This is a genomic window from Kitasatospora sp. NPDC005856 (assembly GCF_040629945.1).
In the GTDB taxonomy this organism is placed as follows: Bacteria; Actinomycetota; Actinomycetes; order Streptomycetales; family Streptomycetaceae; genus Kitasatospora.
In genome coordinates this window covers 110580-129816 of sequence record NZ_JBEXWT010000001.1, presented here as the reverse complement: position 1 = coordinate 129816, position 19237 = coordinate 110580, and the positions used below count along the sequence as shown (strand labels likewise).

Here is a 19237-nt window from a genome sequence, read left to right as displayed (position 1 = left end):
GCTCCTCGGGGATCCGGAACGCCTTACTTAGGTTAGCCTAATCTAACTTCATATGATCTGGTCAACGGCCCCGCGCGGCCGGGCCCCTGACACCCCGGAGACGCCACCCATGCCCCTGCCCGCGCCGCCGATCACTCCCCCCGCCGAGGCCAAGCAGGCCGTGCGCGACCGCGTCCACGCCCACCGGGCCGAGTTGCTCGCACTCAGCCGCCGCATCCACGCCCACCCCGAGACCGCCTTCGAGGAGCACCTCGCGGCCGCCTGGTGCGCCGAACTACTAAGCGCACACGGCTACTCGGTCACCGCGCCCGCCCACGGCCTGGCCACCGCGTTCGACGCGCACCTCGGCAGCGGGCCGGTCACCGTCGCGCTGGTCTGCGAGTACGACGCGCTGCCCGGACTCGGCCACGCCTGCGGGCACAACCTGATCGCCGCCGCCGGGATCGGCGCGGCGCTCGGGCTCGCCCCGTACGCGGACGAACTCGGGCTCACCGTGCGGGTGATCGGTGCTCCGGCCGAGGAGCGCGGGGCCGGCAAGGCACTGTTGCTGGAGGCCGGGGCGTTCGACGGGGTGGACGCGGCGATGATGGTCCACCCCTGCCCCGTCGAGGTCGCCGACTTCCACTCCTTCGCGCTCGGCACGCTGTCCGTGCGCTACACCGGGCGCGCCGCCCACCCGAGCCTCGACCCCCACCGGGGGCGCAACGCCGCCGACGCGCTCACCGTCGCCCAGGTCGCGATCGGGCTGCTGCGCCAGCAACTCCCGCCGCAGTGGCGGGTGCACGGCATCACCACGGCGGCCGGGACGGCGCCGAACCTGATCCCGGACAGCGCCAGCGCCGAGTACGAGATCCGGGCCTCGGTCGCCGAGGACCTCGCCGAGCTGCGCTCCCGGGTCGAGGACTGCTTCCGCGCCGGGGCGCTCGCCACCGGCTGCGAGGTGGAACTGACCCGGCCGGAGCCGGACTACCTGGACATGCGCTCCGACCCACGGCTGCTGGCGCTGTGGCGGGCCAACGCGGCGGCGCTCGGTCGGCCGGAACCGGTCGAGAGCGGCCCCTTCGCCTGTACGGACATGGGGAACGTGTCGCACGCGGTGCCGTCGATCCATCCGGCACTGGACATCACCGGTGGCGCCTGCGCCCCGCACGAGGTGGCGTTCGCCGAAGCGGCGCTGGGCGCGGAGGCGGAGCGGGCGGTGCTGGACGGCGCGGTGGCGATGGCGTGGACGGCGGCGGACCTGGCGGCGGGGCGGACGGCGGGGATGGAGTCAGGGACGGCGACGGCGAACGAATGACAGTCGACAACTTTCAGCGAACAGATTTCGTCATCTGTTCGCTGAAAGCTGTCATCCATCTGCCAGGCGCCCGTCACCGGGCGCCCGCCCGCTTCCGCCTGCCCTCAGCCGCCGAGCAGAACCCCCGGCGCCACCCGCACCGCCGTCACACCCAGCTTCCGCACCAACGGCCCGACCTCGCCTTCCTGCCACGGATCGGCGAGCACCACGGCGGCACCCGTCCGCAGCGGCCACAGGTGCTCCCAGAGCGGCAGGCCCAGGTGCAGCACCCGGTCGCCCGGCCCGAGCGGGTGCTCCGCCTGTAGCTCGCGCACCCGGCGGTCCGCCTCGGCATGGGTGAGCCGGACGGCGGCCGGGCGCCCGCCCGGTCCGTACCCGACGCAGAGCAGGTGCTGCGGAGTCAACGCCCGGGGCGGGTCGGTCGGCAGCTCGCCGTCCGTCTCCAGCCCGGCCAGCGCTCCCGGCACCCCCTCCCCCAGCACGCAGACCGGAGCATTCTCCGTGAGCAGCCGCTCCCGCCGCCCGGGCGTGTCCGTCGGGTCCAGCGGGAGGTACGCCGCGCCCGACTTCACCACCGCCAGCAGCGCCGTCAGCAGCTCCACCGGAGGTCGCAGACCCGCCAGGCCGACCACCGTGCCCGGGCGGGCCCCGCGGGCGGCCAGGGCGCGCGCCAACCGGTTGGCCGAGGCGTTCAGCTCCCGGTAGCTGACGGTCTCCCCGCCCGCGAGCACCAGCGCCGGCGCGTCCGGTGTCCGGGCCGCCTGCGCCTCGACCGGGCCCACCACGGTGGTCGCCGGATACCGCACCGCACGGCGAGGCAGCGCAGGCAGCTCGGGCACCGCGGGCGGCAGCGCTCTGCGGACCGCGTCCCGGACCGCCACGCCCGCCCCCGCCGCCACCAGCTCCGGCGCCACCAGCTCCGGCGCCACCAGCTCCGCCGCCACCAGCTCCGGCGCCATCACTCCACGCCCAGCAGCTCGGCCCAGGCCTCGATCGCCGGGCGCTCCGCGAGCTGGACGAACGCCACCTCGGCGCCCGCCTCCTGCCAGCGTGCGGCCAGGGTCATCAGCCGGATGGAGTCCAGCCCCCAGTCGACCAGGTTCTCGTCCAGCGGGATCTCCGCCGGGTCCTCGCCGAGCAGGTCGGCGACCTCGGCCCGGATCCGCTCCACGGTGAAATCCACGCCCGTCACTTCCCGCTCACCCCTTCGAGTACCGCAGCATCCGCAGCTTCCGCAGCACCTGCGGCGCCCGGAACGCCCACGAGGCCCGAGGCGGCCGCCGACCGCGCGGCCGAGCCCAGCGCCCCGAGCACGGCCTCCGCCGTGGTGACCACTCCGCAGCGCCCGGCCACCCAGGACAGCGCGCCACGGTGCTCCGCCGGGCCGAAGTCGGCGACGGCGTCGGCCACCACGAAGGCCTGCACGTCCCGCATCCAGGCGTCACAGGCGGTGGCCTGCACACCGATGTGCGCGTACACGCCGGTGATCACCAGCTGGTCCCGCCCCTGCTCGCGCAGCAGCCGCTCCAACTCGGTGCGCACGAAGGCGCTGTACTTCCACTTGGTGAGCACGGTGTCGGCCGGCTCCGGGGCGACGGCCTCGGCGATCGCGGTGGCCCGCGGGTCGTTCGGGATGCCCGGTCCCCAGAAGTCCTGCTGCAGACCGCGTTCGGCCGGGCTCTGCCCGCCGAGCTGCGCCGAGTACACGACGGGGACGCCGGCGGCGCGCGCCGCCCCGGCCAACGCCGAGACGTTGCCGAGGAGTTCGGGCACCGGTGCGGCCTCGGCGTCGAAGGCGTCCAGGAAGTGGTTCTGCAGGTCGTGGACCAGCAGCACGGCGCGCGCCGGGTCGACCGTCCAGGAGACCCGGTTGGCGGGCAGGTCCTCGGCGGCGGGCATGGGATAGCGGGGAATGCGGGGCAGGCCCACGGCGGTGTTCCTTAACTCGATGTGGCGATGTGGCGGTGTGGCGGCGCGACCGTGTGGCGGGATCGGGAGGCGGGATCGGGAGGCGGCCGGCCGCCCGGCGTTCGGCTTGCGCTCAGCGCGCGTTCAGCGAGGCCGCGATCGCGGCGCGCAGGTCCTTCTTGCTGACCTTCCCGATCCCGGTGGCCGGGAAAGCGGCGACGAACTCGACCCGGTCCGGCACCTTGTACTCGGCGAGCCCGCGCTGCCGCACGAACCTCTTCAACTCGACGCCCTTCGGCGGGTCTTCGCGATGCCCGGGGCGCAGCACCACATAGGCGCAGGTGCGCTCGCCCAGGTACGGGTCGGGCATCGACACCACCGCCGCGTCGTGCACCGCGGGGTGTGCGAGCAGGTGGTTCTCGATCTCCTCGGCGGCGACCTTCTCGCCGCCGCGGTTGATCTGGTCCTTGGCCCGCCCCTCGACCACCAGGTGGCCGGTCGGGGTGCGCCGGACCAGGTCTCCGGTGCGGTAGAACCCTTCCGCGGTGAAGGAGTCGGCGTTGTGCTCGGGCGCGTTCCAGTAGCCGCGGATGGTGTACGGGCCCCGGGTGAGCAGGTGGCCGGTGGTGCCGTCGGGCAGGTCCCGGTCCTGGTCGTCCACCACCCGGACCTCGTCGTCCGGCGAGATCGGCCGTCCCTGGGTGGTGGTGATCAGCTCCTCCGGGTCGTCCAGCCGGGTGTAGTTGACCAGCCCCTCGGCCATCCCGAACACCTGCTGGAGCGTGCAGCCCAGCACCGGCCGCACCCTGCGGGCCGCCTCCTCGCTGAACTTGGCGCCGCCGACCAGCAGCACCTCCAGGCTCTCGTACCCGCGGGCGCCGCGCTCGGCGGCGTCCAGCCAGAGCAGGGCGAGCGGCGGCACCAGCCCGGTGATGGTCACTCCCTCGCGCTCGATCAGCGGGAAGGCCGTCTCCGGGGCGGGCTGCGGACAGAGCACCACCCGGCCTCCGGCGTACAGCGTGCCGAGCGAACCCGGCGAGCTGAGCGGGAAGTTGTGGGCGGCGGGCAACACGCACAGGTACACGCTGTCCCGGTCCTGCCCGCAGAGCTCGACCGAACCGCGCAGCGAGTAGATGTAGTCGTCGTGGGTGCGCGGGATCAGCTTCGGCACGCCGGTGCTGCCGCCGGAGAGCTGGAGGAAGGCGACGTCCGCGGGTCGGGGCTCCCCGCCGAAGGCCTCCGGGCCCGGCCCGTCGCAGGGCACGTCCGCGAGCCGGACGTGCTTCCCCGGGTCCTCGCCGGCCACCAGCACCAGCCGCAGCGCGGGGTTCTCCGCCTGTACCCGGGTGGCGAGTTCGCGGTAGTCGAAGCCGCCCTCGACGGCCGGCACCACGTAGGCGGCCGCCTCGGTGAAGGAGCAGAAGTACCCGATCTCGGTGTACCGGTGAGCGGGCAGCGCGAAGACCGGCAGCGCGCCGATCCGGAACAGCGCGAAGACCATCTCGAAGAACTCGGCGGCGTTGGGCAGTTGGACCACGACCCGGTCCCCGGCCCTGATGCCGCGGGCGAGCAGCCCGGCGGCCATCCGGTCGGCCCGGCGATCGAGTTCGGCGTACGTCCAGCGCCGCTCGCCGGCCGCCACCGAGTGACCGCCCGGGTCGACGACGGCGGTCCGCTCGCCGTGCGCGGCGGCGCGTTCGCGCAGCATCCGCCCGAAGGTCTCGCCGCGCCAGTACCCGGCGGCCCGGTAGCGCTCGGCGAACTCGGCGGGGTACGGGGTGAACCCGTCCCGCGGCGTCACCGGGCCACCCCCGCGGCATCCAGGAAGGTGCGGAACTTGGCGCTGGTCTCGGCGAGTTCGGCCTCCGGCCGGGACTGCTCGACCACGCCCGCGCCGGCGTACACCCGCAGCGTCCGCTCCTCCGCCTCGGCGCAGCGGATGGTGACCACCCACTCGCCGTCGCCGGTCGCGTCCTCCCAGCCGACCATGCCGGTGTAGAGGCCGCGGTCGAAGGGCTCGACCTCGCCGATCACCCGGCGCGCGACGTCCGTCGGCGTGCCGCAGACCGCCGGGGTGGGGTGCAGCGCGCAGGCCAGCTCCAGGGCGGAGACCGCGGGATCGACCAGCTCGCCGCGGATCGTGGTGGCCAGGTGCCACATCGCGGCCGTCCGCACCAGGGTGGGCCGTTCGGGCACCTCCAGGGTGCGGCAGTAGGGCGCCAGGGCCTCGCGGATGGCTTCCACCACGACGGCGTGCTCGTGCAGGTCCTTGGGCGACTCCAGCAGTGCGGCGGCGCGCCGGACGTCCTCGCCGAGGTCCTCGCTGCGCGGGACCGACCCGGCCAACGGGTTGGCCAGAACGGCGGTTCCCCGCCGGGAGAGCAGGAGTTCGGGGCTGGCGCCGATCAGGGTGCGGCCGCCGCCGGACGGGACGGCGAAGGTGTAGCCGCCCGGATCGCGTCGGGCCAGTCGCTGCAGGATGGCGGGCAGGTCGAGCGGCTCGGCGGCGCTCAGCTCCAGTGTCCGGGCCAGTACCACCTTGCTCAGCTCCCCGCCGCGCAGCCGCTCGACGGCCGCCGCGACGCCGGCGCCGTACGCCTCCGGCGCGGGCACCTCGGCGATCCGCCACTCGGTCCGCTCGGCCGCCGGCGCGGGCAGGGCGACCAGCGGGTCGTCGCGCAGCGGTCCGGCGGCCCGGACCCGGGCGGGCACGGCGAGTTCGACCCGACCGTCCCGGTCGAACGCCACCGCGCCGACCACCAGCGGCCGTTCGACCCCGGCCCGGCCCGCCGCGGCCAGCGTCTCGGCGACCCGCACCGGCAGCGGCCGTCCGTCCTGCGGCACCCGGGCGTGCACGCCGGAGCCGAGCAGGGTGCGGGTCGGCGAGGCGAAGAACGCCTCGTCGGAGCCGGCCCGGTACTGGCCGAGCAGTCCGCTGGCCGCGCCGATGACGGCGTGGTCCGGGCCCTCGGCGAGGGCGGTCGCCGAGGCGTCGGCCCCGGCGGGTATCGGCCCGGCAGGGGCGTGGTGCACCGTGGTCACGGCGGATTCTCCAGTCTGGGACGGTTCTACAGGGGACGAGGAGTAACGGAAGGCGGGGGGCGGGAGGGCATGGCGGAGCGACGGGCCGAGCGCCGATCGGCACCGCCCGGCGTCACCCGGCACCTCCCCGCACCGTTCAGGCGCGCAGGGTCGCACCGCCGTCGACGTACAGGTCGTGCATGGTGATGTGCCGCGCCCGGTCGGAGGCCAGGAACACCACCGCCTCCGCGATGTCGGCGGGCGCGGCGATCCGCCCGAGCGGGATGCCGACCCGCCAGGCGCCCAGGTCGCCCTCGATCACCCGGTGTTCGGCCGCCTCGGCGTCCTCGCCCCACAGCGCGCGCTGCATCTCGGTGTCGGTCGAGCCGGGCGACACCACGTTGCACCGCACCCCGGACCGGGCGAGCTCCAGCCCCAGGCAACGGGTGAACATGGTGGCCGCCGCCTTGGACGCCGCGTAGGCGGCCATCCCGGCCCGCGGCACCCCGGCGGCGTTGGACCCCACGGTCACGATCGCCCCACGCCCACGGGCCGCCATCCGACGGCCGACGGCGCGGCCGGTGTGGAAGACGCCGGTGGTGTTGACGGCGAAGGTGTCCGCCCAGTCCCCGTCGGTGAGTTCGACGACCGGAGCGGTGCGCAGGATTCCCGCGACGTTCACCAGCAAGCCGATCGGCCCGAGTTGACTTTCGATCAACTCCACGACATCGCCGACGGCTTGGCCGTCCGAGACATCCAGCACGTACGGCCGCACGGTCGGCAGCTCGGCCATCAGGGCGTCGAGCCCGCCACGACGGCGGTCCACCGCGGCGACGACGGCCCCCTCGGCCACCAGCGCCCGCACCACGGCCGCGCCGATGCCCTGCCCGGCCCCGGTGACCAACGCGACGGCACCGGCGAATTCGGACTGTTGCTGCACAGGACATCCCTCCGACCAGCAAGATTAGGCAAGCCTAACCTAACACAGCTGTTCGCCTACGCCGAGAGCCTGTGCGAACGTCAACTCGCCCCGCTGCACCCGCGCCGGGCATCCCTGACCAAAGCCCCGCCCGGACACGCCGAGGCCGCCCGACCCCCGGTGGGGCGGGCGGCCTCGGCGGCCCGCCGGCAGTGGTGGTACGTCCGGCGGACCGCTACGGCAGGCGGCTCGCGAAGATCAGGTCGAAGCCGTCGTAGCCCTCGCCGTCGAGGTGCTCCGCGCGGTGCAGGCCGGCGCGCAGGGCGACGCGCCAGGAGGTGAGGTTCTCCGGGCGGACCCGGGCATCGGAGAGAGGTCGGGAACGTGGGCGGACGCCCGGGCGGTGACGGCGACGGCGACCTCTGTCGCCACCCCTCAGCCTCAGACGGCGAGGGCGAGCCGGCAGAAGAGGTTGAGGACCGGAAGACCCGCCGGCGCCATCGGCTTGACGCCGCAGAAGCCCACCACCGCCGGGGAGTTGTGCTCGCGGACGGTCCGGTACCCGACACCGTGGCACTCCCGGACCGCGTTCCAGCGGCCGTACAGCTCCTCGGCCTCGGCACGGGTGGCGAGGGCGTCCGAGGGGTTGTGGACGCAGGTGGCCGGGTCGCGGTGGACGGCGAGGATGGCGTCCACGTCGCCCTCGGTGGGGCGCAGCAAGGAGAGTCGGTCGGTCGTCAGTTCCCCGTATCCGCCCATGGCGGGCACCTTAGCGCGGTGCGGCAGGGGTGGTCGACGCCTTCGCGGAGCCCGAAGGAGCCTTGGCGGGAGGCGCGGAAGCGGGAACGGTGGGAGCGGTGGGAGCGGCAGGGGCGGGGGCGCCGCCCGGGGCGGACGGTGCCGGGGAGAGGCCGGTGCAGCCGCGCAGGCCGTCGCGGCGCTTGAGGGCGGCCTCGGCGGTGGCGCCGCTGACCGGCTCCGGGACGCCCTTGTCGTCGATGGTGGCCGGGGTGAAGGCCTCGCCGGTCACCTTGCCGTCGGCGGTGAGGGTGAGGGTGGTGACGCCGGTCTCGTTGGAGTTGGCGTAGTTGGACGTTCCGTACCAGAGGAAGTTGCCGAAGCCGTAGCCGATGTAGGTGTTCCCGAGCATGCCCGAGCCGACCATGGTGTGGGCGTGGGTGCCGACCACGGCGGTGGCGCCCGCGGCGGCGAGCTTCTTGGCGATGGTGGTCTGCGGGCCGGTCGGACAGGCCTTGCCCTCGTCGCCCCAGTGCAGGTACACGAGCACCACCGGGGCCTGCTGCTTGGCCGTCTCCACCGCCTTGACCAGCGCCGGCACGTCCAGGGCCGAGGCGATTCCCGGCTTGTTGGCGCCGGCCCGCCACTTCTGGTTGGTGAGGTCCTCGACCTGGCTGGCGGCGACCACGGCGACCTTCACCCCGCGCACGGTGGTGACGTACGGGGCGTACGCCTCCTTGGCGTTGTGCCCGACGCCGACCACCGGTACCGGCGAGGAGTCCTTGGCGGCGAGGGTGTCGGTGAGGCCGTCGGCGCCGAAGTCCACGGCGTGGTTGTTGGCCATCGAGACGACGTCGACGCCCGAGTCCTTGAGCACCGACAGCGCCTTGGGCGAGGTGCGGAAGGTGTACGTCTTCGGCTCCGGGGCGCCGCGCCCGGTGATCGCGGTCTCCAGGTTGAGGACGGACAGGTCCGCGTCGGCGAGGGTGCGGGAGATCGGGCCGAGCGCGGGTTCGGGCGGCTGGACGGCCAGCCGCGCCTCGGTGCGGCCCTCGAAGTGGACGTCCCCGGCGAAGGCGACCGTGATGGTGCCGTCGGGCCGGGGCGGAGCGCTCTTGCCCGGGGCCGTACCGGAGGGCGAACCGTCCGGCACGGAGGACGGTGGGGCGGGGGCGGCCGAGGCCGGGGCCGGGTCGGGGTCGTCCGGCCCGCAGGCGGCGACGGCGGTCATTCCGACGAGCAGCGCGACGGCGGCCGCGACACGGCGCATGAGTGGATCCCCCCGAGGATGATGCGAGAGCGGTCAGCCTACGCCACCGAATCACCACCCCCCGGACCCGAGTCCGCAACATTCCGGCCACAAGGGGCACCGCCCGCCCTGGCCGGGCATCCACGGCCAGGACATGCCGGCAGGACACGAACGGCCGGGTGTCGGCGGCCGGATGTCGACAGCTGGTCCCCGGAGGGCGGCGCTGGCCCGCCCGTCCCAATCACCCCCGCCGACCCGGCCACCGCGTCCCTGGCGCGGGGCGGGCGGGGCGCGCAGCGTGGTGTACAGGGAGCGAGTTCCGTACCGAAGGGCGGATTTCCGCGCCGAAGGGCCGGGAGGTGTGACGTGATGGGCAGCAATCAGCTCTCTTCCGTGGGCGGCGGTCGACCCTCCCCCGCCCGGGAGCGCCGGATCGTGGTCGGGATCGACGGTTCCGGACCGTCGAAGGCGGCGCTTCGCTGGGCGGTCGACCAGGCCGTGCTGACCGGGGCGGCGGTGCACGCGGTGGCGGCCTGGGAGTACCCCTCGCTGTACGGGTGGTTCGCCCCGATGGTGGACGACGGCTTCGAGCGGACCGCCCGTCGCACGCTCACCGCCGAGATCAACGAGATCCTCGGCCCGGACCGCGCGGTGGAGGTCCGGGAGAGCCTGGTGCTCGGCCACGCCGCCGAGGTGCTGCTGGAGGCGGCCGAGGGGGCCGACCTGCTGGTACTGGGCAGCCGGGGCCGGGGCACCTTCGCCCGGACGCTGCTCGGCTCGGTGTCCACCCGCTGCGCGGTGCACGGCGCCTGCCCGGTGGTGATCGTCCGCGCCGACGGGACGGCGGCCGCTCCACCCACCGCCACCGCCACCGCCACGGCCACGGACATCGGACAGCAGGCCGCCGGCGCCGTGCGCACCAAGGACTGGCAGCTCAGCCTGCACGTGGTCGAGGACGAGGACACCACCCGGGTGCATGCCGTGCTGGACGCCGACGGCAACGTGCTGCACAGTGACGCCCGCGCCCGCCGCAACCCGCGTGACGCCCCGGCCCCGGCCGTCGGTGACGAGTTCGCGGTCGGCCGCGCCCTGGTGGACCTCGGCCACCAGCTGCTGCGCGCCGGCGTCCACGGCGCCACCGGGCCCACCGAGGCGTGAAGACCCACCCGCACCCAACGGTGACCGCCGGGCCGGGGCATGCGCACCGACCGGTCGGGTACGCCATGCTGAATCACTGCTGAACCGATGAACCGATGAAGCGCTGAACCGCCGAGTCACCGCCGAACCGTCCGCCGAACCGTCCGCCGAACCGTCCGCCGAACCGCCGTACCGTCCCTCCCGCGACCCGACCGGAAGAGCCGCACCGCCGCCATGGACACCACCCCGGCCCCCGAACCTCCGGCCAACAAGCCCCCGACCGACGAACCCCCGACCGACGAGGCCGCGACCTCCGAGGCCGTGGCCTGGGAGCGCACCCCGCCCGCCGGAACCCCCGCCCCGGACTTCACCCCCGACCAGCGCGCCCGGGGCCGCGCGCTGCGCCGCGCCCAGCTGCCGTGGGCGCTCGGCGGGCGGCTGGCGGGCCTGGCGCTGGCCCTGCTGCTCGGACTCACCCCGGCCGGCGCCACCCTGGTGACCGCAGTCGGCGACTGGTTCGGCGGCTCCCGGACGGCCGGGGTGCTGGCCGGGGCGGCGGCCCTGGTGCTGCTCGGCCAGGCACTGCAGCTGCCGTTCGCCGCCGGGGCGCGGACCGTCCGGGCCCGGTACGGGCTGGTGACCCAGGGGTGGGCCGGTTGGGCGCTGGACGCCGTACGCGGCCTCGCGCTCACCCTCGCCCTCGTCCTCCCACTCGCGCTCGGCCTGTTCGCACTGACCGCCTGGTCGCCGCAGCGCTGGTGGCTGCCGGCGGCGGGCGCGGCGGCACTGCTGACGGCCGCGCTCTCCTTCCTCCATCCGCTGCTGATCGAGCCGGTGTTCAACCGCTTCTCCCCGATGCCTCCGGGGGAGCTGCGCACCGCGCTGCTCGCGCTGGCCGATCGGGACGGCGTCCGGGTGCGGGACGTCCTGGTCGCGGACGCCTCCCGCCGCACCACCGCGCTCAACGCCTACGTCTCCGGGTTCGGGGCGACGCGTCGGATCGTCGCGTACGACACGCTGCTGACCACTGCCGCGCCGCGCGAGGTGGAGCTGGTGGTCGCGCACGAGCTGGGCCACGTCAAGCACCGGGACGTGCCGGTCGGCACCGCGCTGGGTGCGGTCGGCGCGGCCGTCGCGGTGGTCGTCCTCGGCCTGCTCACCGCCTGGCGGCCGCTGCTGGAGGCCGCAGGGGCGACGGACGCGGCGGACCCCGGGGCACTGCCGCTGCTGGCGGCGCTCGCGGCGCTGCTGGGCGCGCTGTCGGGGCCGCCGCAGTGCGCGGTGAGCCGCCGGATCGAGTCCAGGGCGGACCGGCACGCGCTCGAACTGACCGGGGACGTCGAGCAGTTCGTGGCCATGCAGCGCAGACTGGCGGTGGCGAACGTCTCCGATGTCGACCCGCCGAGGGTGCTTGAGCTACTGTTCGCCACTCACCCGAGTGCGACCAGGCGAATCGCCGCCGCCCGCGCCTGGCAGGCCGCACCGGAGCAGCGGGCGCCGGAGCGGCGCGCGACCCCGGGCAAATCCGTTGTATAGTGCAACAAAAATCGAGGAGGTAGGAACGCCGTGCCCGGCCGCCAGTCGTCCATCGAGACCATCCAGCGCGAGCTGACCGCCTTCGCCCGCCGCGCCCGGCACAAGGCCTCCCAGCTGCACCCCGACCTCTCCCTGGTCACCTACAGCATCCTCGACCTGATCACCGAGCGCGGCGGCTGCCGGGCCGCCGACGTGGCCGCGTACTTCATGCTCGACAAGTCCACCGTCAGCCGTCAGGTCACCGCCCTCGAAAAGCTCGGCCTGCTGGCGCGCGAGACCGACCCGGACGACCAGCGCGGCCAGATCCTGCGTGCCACCGAGGCCGGCCTCACCCTGCTGCGGGATGCCAACGAGCAGCGGCGGCTCTCGTTCACCGCGCGCTTCACCGACTGGTCCGACGAGGACGTCGCCCGCTTCGCCGACTACCTGGCCCGCTACGGCCAGGAGGGCTGACCGGGCCACCCGTCGGCGGGGGCGGCCCGAGAACCGGTCGCAGGGCCCGTCGCAGAACCGGCCGCAGAACCGGTCGCGGAGCCGGTCACGGAGCCGGTCACGGAGCTGGTCGAGCCCTTCCGGGTGCGCCCTGCCGCTCCCACGGTGTACAGAGGAGGAGTGCCCCTCCGGCAGCGTCCCGATGCGCCGCGTCCTCCGACCGCGCCACATCCCCCCGACCGCCGCCGCGCCTGGCTGCCCGACCGCCGGGTGCTGACGGCGCTCACCCTCGCGCTGATCGTGCTGATCGCCGTGGTCGACATCCTCTCCCCGCCGGAAATCCACCTCGGCCCGCTGTTGATCGTCGCCCCCGCCCTCACCGCCTCCTTCGCCGGCCCCCGGGCCACCGCCGGGGTCGCCGCACTCGCTTTCGCCGCACTGACCGTCATCGGCGCCGTCCGCGACAGCCTGACCAGCGCGAACATCCAGACCCAGCTGAGCGCACAGCTGATCGTCTCGGTGCTGATCGTCGGCCTGCGGGTGCTGCGCGAGCGGCACGAGCGCGAGCTGGCCCGGGTGCGCTCGGTGTCCGAGGCCGCCCAGCGGGTACTGCTGCGGCCGCTGCCGGAACGGATCGGACCGCTGCACCTGGCCTCCGTCTACCTGGCAGCCGAGGCCGAGGCGCAGGTCGGCGGCGACCTGTACGCGGCCGCCCGCACCGCCACCGGCACCCGACTGCTGGTCGGTGACGTGCGCGGCAAGGGCCTGTCCTCGCTCGGCGACGCGGCGCTGCTGCTCGGCGCCTTCCGCGCCGCCGCCCACCTGCACGCCGAACTGCCCGACCTGGCCGCCTACCTGGACGGCAGCGTCAGCTGGGACCTCGCCCAGCTCGCGGAACAGTCCCGCCGGGACCGGCGTGACCGCCAGCTCCGACAAGCGCTGTCCGCGCTGCCCCTCCCCTCGCCCGAGGAGCCCCCCGCGGAGAGCGGCGAGGCCGGCGAATCCTTCATCACCGCCGTCCTGCTCGACATCCCCGACGACGGCTCCCCGGTCCGCCTGATCGACTGCGGCCACCCGCCTCCGCTGCTGCTGCGCCCCGGCGGCATCACCACCCTCGCCGCCAGCCGCCCCTCCCCGCCGCTGGGCCTCGGCGACCTCGCACCGGTGCGGTACGAGACGGAGACCTTCCCGTTCCGGCCCGGCGACCGACTGCTGATCTACACCGACGGCGTGATCGAGGCCCGCGACGCCCAGCGGCACTTCTACCCGCTCACCGAACGCGTCACCGCCTGGCGGGCCGAGCGCCCCACCGCCCTACTCCAGCACCTGCGCCGCGATCTGCTCGCGCACGTCGGCGGCAGGCTGGACGACGACGCGGCCATGGTCGTGGTCGAGCGGCTGCCGTGAGGGCGGGGCGACGGACGACGGACAGCCGACGAGTAACAGATGATGGATGACAGATGACAGATTTCGAACTCTGTCATCTGTTACCTGTTACCGGTCATCCGAAATCTGTCGACTGTCGGCTGTCGGCTGTCAGCTGTCGGCTGTCGGCCCGGACCCTGCACTACGGCTTGTACGGCAGCTGCGGCACGTCGAAGCAGTTGGTGGTCATCGACGGCACCTGGGTGACCCAGCCGCCCTGCCCTTCCTGGGCCGGGTCCTGCCAGCGGGCGGCGTTCAGGCAGGCCCGGGTCAGCCCGGTGGGCGGCGGCTGCGGGACGAAGGACGCGGGCAGGATCAGACCGTGCGCGTCGTACGGCTCGGCGCGGTTCATGAACGCCTCCACGCAGGACCGGGTCGGCGCGACGCCGCAGGAGTCCAGCGCGTCGGTCAGCCACTGTGCACCCGCCCAGCCCTCCAGCTCCCAGGCGGACATCCTCGCGGCCCGGTCCGGGTAGTAACGGGCCATCGCCGTCCGGAAGTCGTGCACCGCCGGGTACTGCTCGTCCTCGTAGTTCAGGCTCGACGAGGTCGCCCACAGCACGTTGCGGCAGTTCGGCGAGGCGGCGTAGTCGGTACGCACCGTCTCCGACCAGTTCTGCACGTTGGTGACCTTCGCCGCCACCGTCACCCCGGCCTCGTCCAGCGCCCTGCACAGCGCCGCGTTGCCCCGGGAGTCCATCGCGTCGAACAGCAACTGCGAGCCGTCGGCGCGCACCGCCGCGGCCACCGCCTGGAAGTTCGGCAGTGCGAAGTCCACCGTCTGGAGCAGCACCCGGTATCCCTCGGCCTCCAGCCCGGCCTTCAGCTGTCCGGCGTAACGGGTCGAGTCGGCCTGGTTGTAGGCGACCACGGCGGCGCTGGTCGCACCCAGTCGCTGTTTGAAGAAACGGAACACCTCGGTGCTCTGGTAGAGCGTCCCGTTCCAGCCGACCGACCGCCCGTCCCGTGGGGCGGCGCTGCCGTAGATCCCGTACAGGTGCGGCCAGCGGTCGTACTCCGTGCCGATCGGCTGGCCGCCGACGTCCGGCACCGCCTTGCCGCTCACGTACGGGGCGCCCGCGTAGTCGAGGACGCTGCCGCTGACGAAGGCGAAGACGTGTGCCTGGTCGATCAGCCGGTGCACGCAGTCCTGGTTGCCGACCCCGCTGCCGCCGTCGTCACAGGTCACCAGCCGGACGGTGCGTCCGTGCAGGCCGCCGCGGTCGTTGAGGGCCTGGAAGAAGGCCTGGGCGCCGTAGCGCGGGCCGCTGAACACCTCGCTGCCCACCGGGCTGGTGACCGAGGTGACCAGCCCGATCCTGATCTCGGTGGCGGTGACCCCGGTGTCGGAGGCGGGGTTGGCGCTCCCGGTCGCGCCGGTCGCACCGCCGGTTCCGGTGCCGCCGGTAGCACCGGTGGCAGGAGAGGCGAGCGTGGGCCGGACGGTGAAGGCCTCGCTCGGCAGCCGGGTGCCACAACCGGGGAGCAGCACGGCGAGGGGCAGCAGGAGGACGACGAAGCGGGCGGTGAGGGCGCTGCGGGAACGGTTGTGACGGGCCGCCGGCGGGACACGGCCGGGCCGACGGCGCGCGAACGCGTCGCCGGCCCGGCCGCGCGGCGGGGCGGTCGGCCGCATCCGGTCAGCTGCAACCGGGGATCGGGGTGGCCGTGGCGCCACCGGCCTGGGTCAGCAGACCGCACAGGGTCGAGCGGGACACCTTCCAGGTGCCGTTGTCGAGGACGGACTGGCCGGTCGCGCTCGGCTCCACCACGTTGCCCTGGAGCGAGAGCGCGTAGGTGACGGTCGCATCGCTCGCGTCGGTGAACGCGACGTCGTCGACCTTCGCCTGCACCTGGCCGACCCGCGGGTCCTGGGCGAAGCCCTCGAGCACCGGGAGCAGTTCCTCGCCGCCCTGCAGCAGCTTGGCCTTCTCGGCGATCGGGGTGCTGGGGTCGAAGAACCTCTCCCAGTTGGTGGTGATCTCCGCCTTGGCGGCGGCCGGGTCGGCGGGGGCCGTACCGGTGGCGGTGGCGGTGACCGTCGCGGGGGCGGACTCGGTGGCGGTTGCCGTGGCGGTGGCGCCCGTCGCCGCCGGGGACGTGGCCGCGGAGCCGGACTTGCCGTTGCTGCCGCACGCGGCCGCCGTACCCGCGAGCAACAGGGCGAGCAGCACGCTCGCCGCCCGCCGGGCCCGTCCGCCGTCCTCGGGGGTGCCGCTTCGCGTCACGTGCATGGTGGTCTTCCCTCTCGACTGCGCCGCCCGGGCCCCGCTCTCGGTGTCCCGGATGCTGTTCCAAGCCATTCCTGGAAACGTCTCAAGTGACACCATGAAGGCGGATCCATGGACGAATCGCAATCTGACGGAGAAATCACCCGTAACGCCCCGGAGGGTTCGCCCGTCCGGCGCGCCGGACGCTCGCTGCGGGACGGCTTCCGTCGGAGTGGGTTCCGTCAGCCCCGGCCGCTCCGGACCGGCCGGGAGTGGGCGGGCTGGCTGCTCGCCGCGGCCGGCGCCGTCCTGTGCGTGCTCGGCTGGTACGGGACCTCCGGTGAGCGCTTCGTCGAGCAGCAGGTCCCCTACCTGGCCTCGTCCACCATCCCCGGCGCGGCGCTGATCGTGTCCGGGACCATCCTGGTCGTCCTGCGGCCGCCGCCGTCCCCGCCGGAGCGCGCGGACCTGACCGACCGCCGGGTGGAGCGGCTGTACGACCTGCTGGTCGAACCGGACGCCGGGCCCGCTCCGCCGGACCCGGCCCACCGGCCCGGACAAGCCAGCCGGGCCGACATCGCCGATAGCGCCGATCACGTGGATGACGCGGGTGGCGCGGGTGACACCGATGACGCGGGTGGCGCGGGTGACACCGATGACGCGGATGACGCGGATGACGCCGGATGGCTGGCCGTCCCAGAGGGCACCCGCTACCACCGGCCGCACTGCCCGCTGGTCACCGGCAAGGAGCGGGCCGCACCTGTGGACGCGAACGCCGTCCGGGCCCGAGGTCTGACGCCCTGCCCGCTCTGCTCACCGTCCGCCGCCGGACCGGGCCCCACCCGCCCGGGCGAATCCACCCCGCCGAGCGGCTGACCGCCCATGAGCTCGTCACCCCTCACCGCCATCAGCGCCCTCACCCTCTCCCCCGGCGCGTTCGCCTCCCCCGGCTCGTTCGACCTCACCGTCGACCTCGCGCTCGCCGGGCTCACCGTCGGCGCCGCCGCCGCGCTCAGCGGCATCGGCCTGGTCGTCTGCTACCGCGCCACCGGCGTGCTCAACATCGCCCAGGGCGCCCAGGCCATGGCCATCGCCTACCTGCTGCGCGACCTCGTCGTGGTACGGCACTGGCCGGTGTGGCCCGCCGTCGCCTGCTGCCTGCTGATCGTGGCCCCCGCCCTCGGGGTGCTGCTCGACCTCCTGGTCTACCGCCCGCTGCAACGGCGTGGCGCCGGACCGGCCGAGACCATGGTCGCCGGGATCGGCGTGTTCGTGCTGCTCATCGGCCTGGCCGTCCTCCTGTGGGGCTCGGCGCCACTGGCCGGCGCGCCCTCCCCGCTCGGCGGCGCCCCGATCCGGCTGCCCGGCGGGCACGGCCTGCGGCCTGACACCGTCGCCCAGCTCGCCGCCATCCTCGTGCTCGGCGTCGCCGTCCTCGCCGCCACCCGGTGGACCGGCTTCGGCCTCCGGCTGCGCGCCGTCGTCGACGACCGCCGCCTCGCCGCCCTCACCGGAGTCGACGCCGACCGGGTCTCCGCCGCCGGCTGGGCCTTCGGCACCTTCACCGCCGGACTCGTCGGCGTCGCCCTCGCGCCGTACCTGCTGCTCGACCCGTACGGTCTGCCGCTGCTGGTGATGGAGACCATGGCCGTCGCGGTCGCCGCCCGGCTGCGCAGCATCCCGGTCGCGGTCGCCACCGGGCTCGCGCTCGGCATCGCCCAGGCCGAGCTCACCCGGCTGCGGCCGTCCGGGCAACTGCTGCCGCTGGTCCAGGCCGTGCAGTCCAACCTGTTCGTGATCGCGCTGCTCGCCACCGCCCTGCTCGCCGGGCCGGGCATCACCGGGGAACGGACCGGCGCCGGGGCCGGGGCCGCGCCGCCGTCCGCCCGCCGTACGGAGCACGCGGGCAGGGGACGTGGCGGAGCCGAAGGCCGTGGCAGTGGCAGTGGCAGTGGCCGAGCCGGAACGGGATTCGGAACAGGAGCAGGAGCAGGAGGCGCACGACTGGCGGGGGCCGTCTGCCTGGTACTGCTCCTGCTGCCGCTCGGCTTCCGGGGCAACGACCTGCGCAACGCCCTGCTCGTACCCGCGCTCGCACTCGTCCTGCTGTCCATCGTCGTGGTCACCGGCTACGGCGGGCAGATCTCGCTCGGACAGGCCGGCTACGCGGGTCTCGGCGCGCTCGGCACCGCACTGCTGATGTCCGGCCGGATCCCCGGCCTCCCGCCACTGCCCGCCGTGCCGGCGCTGCTGATCGCCGTCCTCGCCACCGCCCCGCTCGGCCTGCTCACCGGCTGGCCCGCGATCCGCCGACGCGGACTCGCCCTCGCGCTGGTCACCTTCGCGGTGGGGACGGCGATGAGCCGGTTCGTCTTCGAGCAGCCGTACGCCACGACCGGGCTCGTGCTCGACCGCCCCGCCTTCCTGGCCGGGGACCGCGTCTTCTACCTCGCCGAACTCCTCCTCCTCGGCCTCGGCCTGCTCACCGTCCGCGCCCTGCACCGGGGCCGCCTCGGCCGGGCACTGACCGCCATGCGGGACCACGAACCGGGCGCGGTCGCGGCCGGTGTGGACGTCCCCGGTCTCAAGCTCCTCGCCTTCGTCGCGGGCGCGGCTCTGGCGGCCCTCGGCGGCGGGCTGATGGGCCTCGCCGGACGCGCCTTCGACCCCACCTCCTTCGACCCGGTACGCGGGCTCCTCTGGTTCGCCGCCGTGGTGGTCGCCGGCGCCGACAACGCCCTCGCCGCCCTCCTCGCCGCCGCCCTCCTCATCGGCCTCGACGCGGGCACCGTCGCCGGAGTCTCCGCCGTCGCCGTCGGCCTCCTCGCCGCCACCATCGGCCGCCTCCCCGGCGGCCTCACCGCCCTCCCCCTCCCCCACCGCCGCCCACCCCCGACACCCCCTCTCCCCCCGTCCCACCTCACCCCGACGGGCCGCCGTCTACGGGAGACCCTCAGCGCACGGGACGGACGGCGATGACCGCCGAGCCCCCTGCCGCGACGAGGACCGCCGAGCCACCACTGCCACGGGCAGCGGCCCATCGCGCGGATCGCGGAAGGGGCGGACGGAAGTACGCGCCCGGGCCGGGTGACGACCGCCGTGGCTGCCGAGCGACAGACCGGCAGACCGGCAGACCGGCAGCAGGGAGGGCTCCCGCACAGCACTCCGGGATGGCACGAACCGCCCCCGCCCTCACGGCCACGGAAGACGGTCATCGCGCGGATCGCAGGAGGCAGGGAAGCAGCCGAACCGGGCGCGGTTCGCCGTGGCCCGACGGCAGTACCCACCGACGGGTGGAGGCGCCCGCGCTCCGGAACAGCGGTGCGACGGCTACGAGTTGCAGCGAATCCGAAACCGCCACCCAT

Annotated in this window: 16 protein-coding genes and 1 pseudogene; 7 read left to right on the top strand and 10 right to left on the bottom strand. The window is 74.6% G+C overall.

Annotated elements, in window-relative coordinates:
- Positions 1-109 precede the first annotated feature (109 nt).
- On the top strand, positions 110-1297 hold the full coding sequence (locus tag ABZ449_RS00565) for an amidohydrolase (RefSeq protein WP_360337723.1): 1188 nt from the start codon (positions 110-112) through the stop codon (positions 1295-1297).
- Positions 1298-1401: 104 nt separating this feature from the next.
- Here the strand turns inward: ABZ449_RS00565 and ABZ449_RS00560 are convergent, their stop codons facing one another.
- The 8 genes and pseudogenes from ABZ449_RS00560 to ABZ449_RS00525 form a co-directional block, all read right to left on the bottom strand.
- Positions 1402-2256: an AMP-binding protein gene (locus ABZ449_RS00560; RefSeq protein WP_360337720.1), complete on the bottom strand. Its 855-nt coding sequence runs from the start codon at positions 2254-2256 to the stop codon at positions 1402-1404.
- Positions 2256-2480 (bottom strand): phosphopantetheine-binding protein, encoded by a 225-nt coding sequence (locus ABZ449_RS00555; protein ID WP_360338746.1) that lies wholly within the window; start codon positions 2478-2480, stop codon positions 2256-2258. The genes ABZ449_RS00560 and ABZ449_RS00555 overlap by 1 nt, the downstream gene beginning before the upstream one ends.
- A gap of 128 nt (positions 2481-2608) precedes the next feature.
- Positions 2609-3226 (bottom strand): annotated as a pseudogene (locus ABZ449_RS00550) (isochorismatase family protein); the annotation flags it as partial.
- A 112-nt stretch (positions 3227-3338) separates the two neighbouring features.
- Positions 3339-5006, bottom strand: coding sequence for a (2,3-dihydroxybenzoyl)adenylate synthase (locus ABZ449_RS00545; protein WP_360337717.1), 1668 nt, complete (start codon positions 5004-5006; stop codon positions 3339-3341).
- Positions 5003-6154, bottom strand: coding sequence for an isochorismate synthase DhbC (gene dhbC / locus ABZ449_RS00540; protein ID WP_360338743.1), 1152 nt, complete (start codon positions 6152-6154; stop codon positions 5003-5005). The genes ABZ449_RS00545 and dhbC overlap by 4 nt, the downstream gene beginning before the upstream one ends.
- 229 nt (positions 6155-6383) lie before the next feature.
- Positions 6384-7166, bottom strand: coding sequence for a 2,3-dihydro-2,3-dihydroxybenzoate dehydrogenase (locus ABZ449_RS00535; protein WP_360337714.1), 783 nt, complete (start codon positions 7164-7166; stop codon positions 6384-6386).
- A 420-nt stretch (positions 7167-7586) separates the two neighbouring features.
- The gene (locus ABZ449_RS00530) at positions 7587-7904 is read right to left on the bottom strand and encodes a hypothetical protein (protein ID WP_360337711.1); all 318 of its coding nucleotides are present in this window, start codon (positions 7902-7904) and stop codon (positions 7587-7589) included.
- 10 nt (positions 7905-7914) lie between these two features.
- Positions 7915-9153 (bottom strand): CapA family protein, encoded by a 1239-nt coding sequence (locus ABZ449_RS00525; protein WP_360337708.1) that lies wholly within the window; start codon positions 9151-9153, stop codon positions 7915-7917.
- 348 nt (positions 9154-9501) lie between these two features.
- On the opposite strand from ABZ449_RS00525, the gene ABZ449_RS00520 reads away from it, so the two are divergent.
- From ABZ449_RS00520 to ABZ449_RS00505, 4 genes are all read left to right on the top strand, one after another.
- On the top strand, positions 9502-10290 hold the full coding sequence (locus ABZ449_RS00520) for a universal stress protein (RefSeq protein WP_360337705.1): 789 nt from the start codon (positions 9502-9504) through the stop codon (positions 10288-10290).
- 213 nt (positions 10291-10503) lie between these two features.
- Positions 10504-11805, top strand: a complete 1302-nt coding sequence (locus tag ABZ449_RS00515) for a M48 family metalloprotease (RefSeq protein ID WP_360337702.1) — start codon at positions 10504-10506, stop codon at positions 11803-11805.
- 30 nt (positions 11806-11835) lie between these two features.
- The gene (locus ABZ449_RS00510) at positions 11836-12258 is read left to right on the top strand and encodes a MarR family transcriptional regulator (RefSeq protein WP_049651037.1); all 423 of its coding nucleotides are present in this window, start codon (positions 11836-11838) and stop codon (positions 12256-12258) included.
- A gap of 234 nt (positions 12259-12492) precedes the next feature.
- Positions 12493-13644: a PP2C family protein-serine/threonine phosphatase gene (locus tag ABZ449_RS00505; RefSeq protein ID WP_360338740.1), complete on the top strand. Its 1152-nt coding sequence runs from the start codon at positions 12493-12495 to the stop codon at positions 13642-13644.
- 160 nt (positions 13645-13804) lie between these two features.
- On the opposite strand, the gene ABZ449_RS00500 is transcribed toward ABZ449_RS00505, so the two are convergent.
- Positions 13805-15298: an ABC transporter substrate-binding protein gene (locus tag ABZ449_RS00500; RefSeq protein WP_360337698.1), complete on the bottom strand. Its 1494-nt coding sequence runs from the start codon at positions 15296-15298 to the stop codon at positions 13805-13807.
- A gap of 4 nt (positions 15299-15302) precedes the next feature.
- Positions 15303-15965 (bottom strand): hypothetical protein, encoded by a 663-nt coding sequence (locus ABZ449_RS00495; protein ID WP_360337695.1) that lies wholly within the window; start codon positions 15963-15965, stop codon positions 15303-15305.
- A 39-nt stretch (positions 15966-16004) separates the two neighbouring features.
- Here ABZ449_RS00495 and ABZ449_RS00490 point away from each other — a divergent pair, with 39 nt between their 5' ends.
- Complete coding sequence (locus ABZ449_RS00490; protein WP_360337692.1) at positions 16005-16748, top strand: hypothetical protein; 744 nt, start codon at positions 16005-16007, stop codon at positions 16746-16748.
- Positions 16749-16778: 30 nt separating this feature from the next.
- On the top strand, positions 16779-18851 hold the full coding sequence (locus ABZ449_RS00485) for an ABC transporter permease (protein ID WP_360338737.1): 2073 nt from the start codon (positions 16779-16781) through the stop codon (positions 18849-18851).
- The last annotated feature ends 386 nt before the right edge of the window (positions 18852-19237 follow it).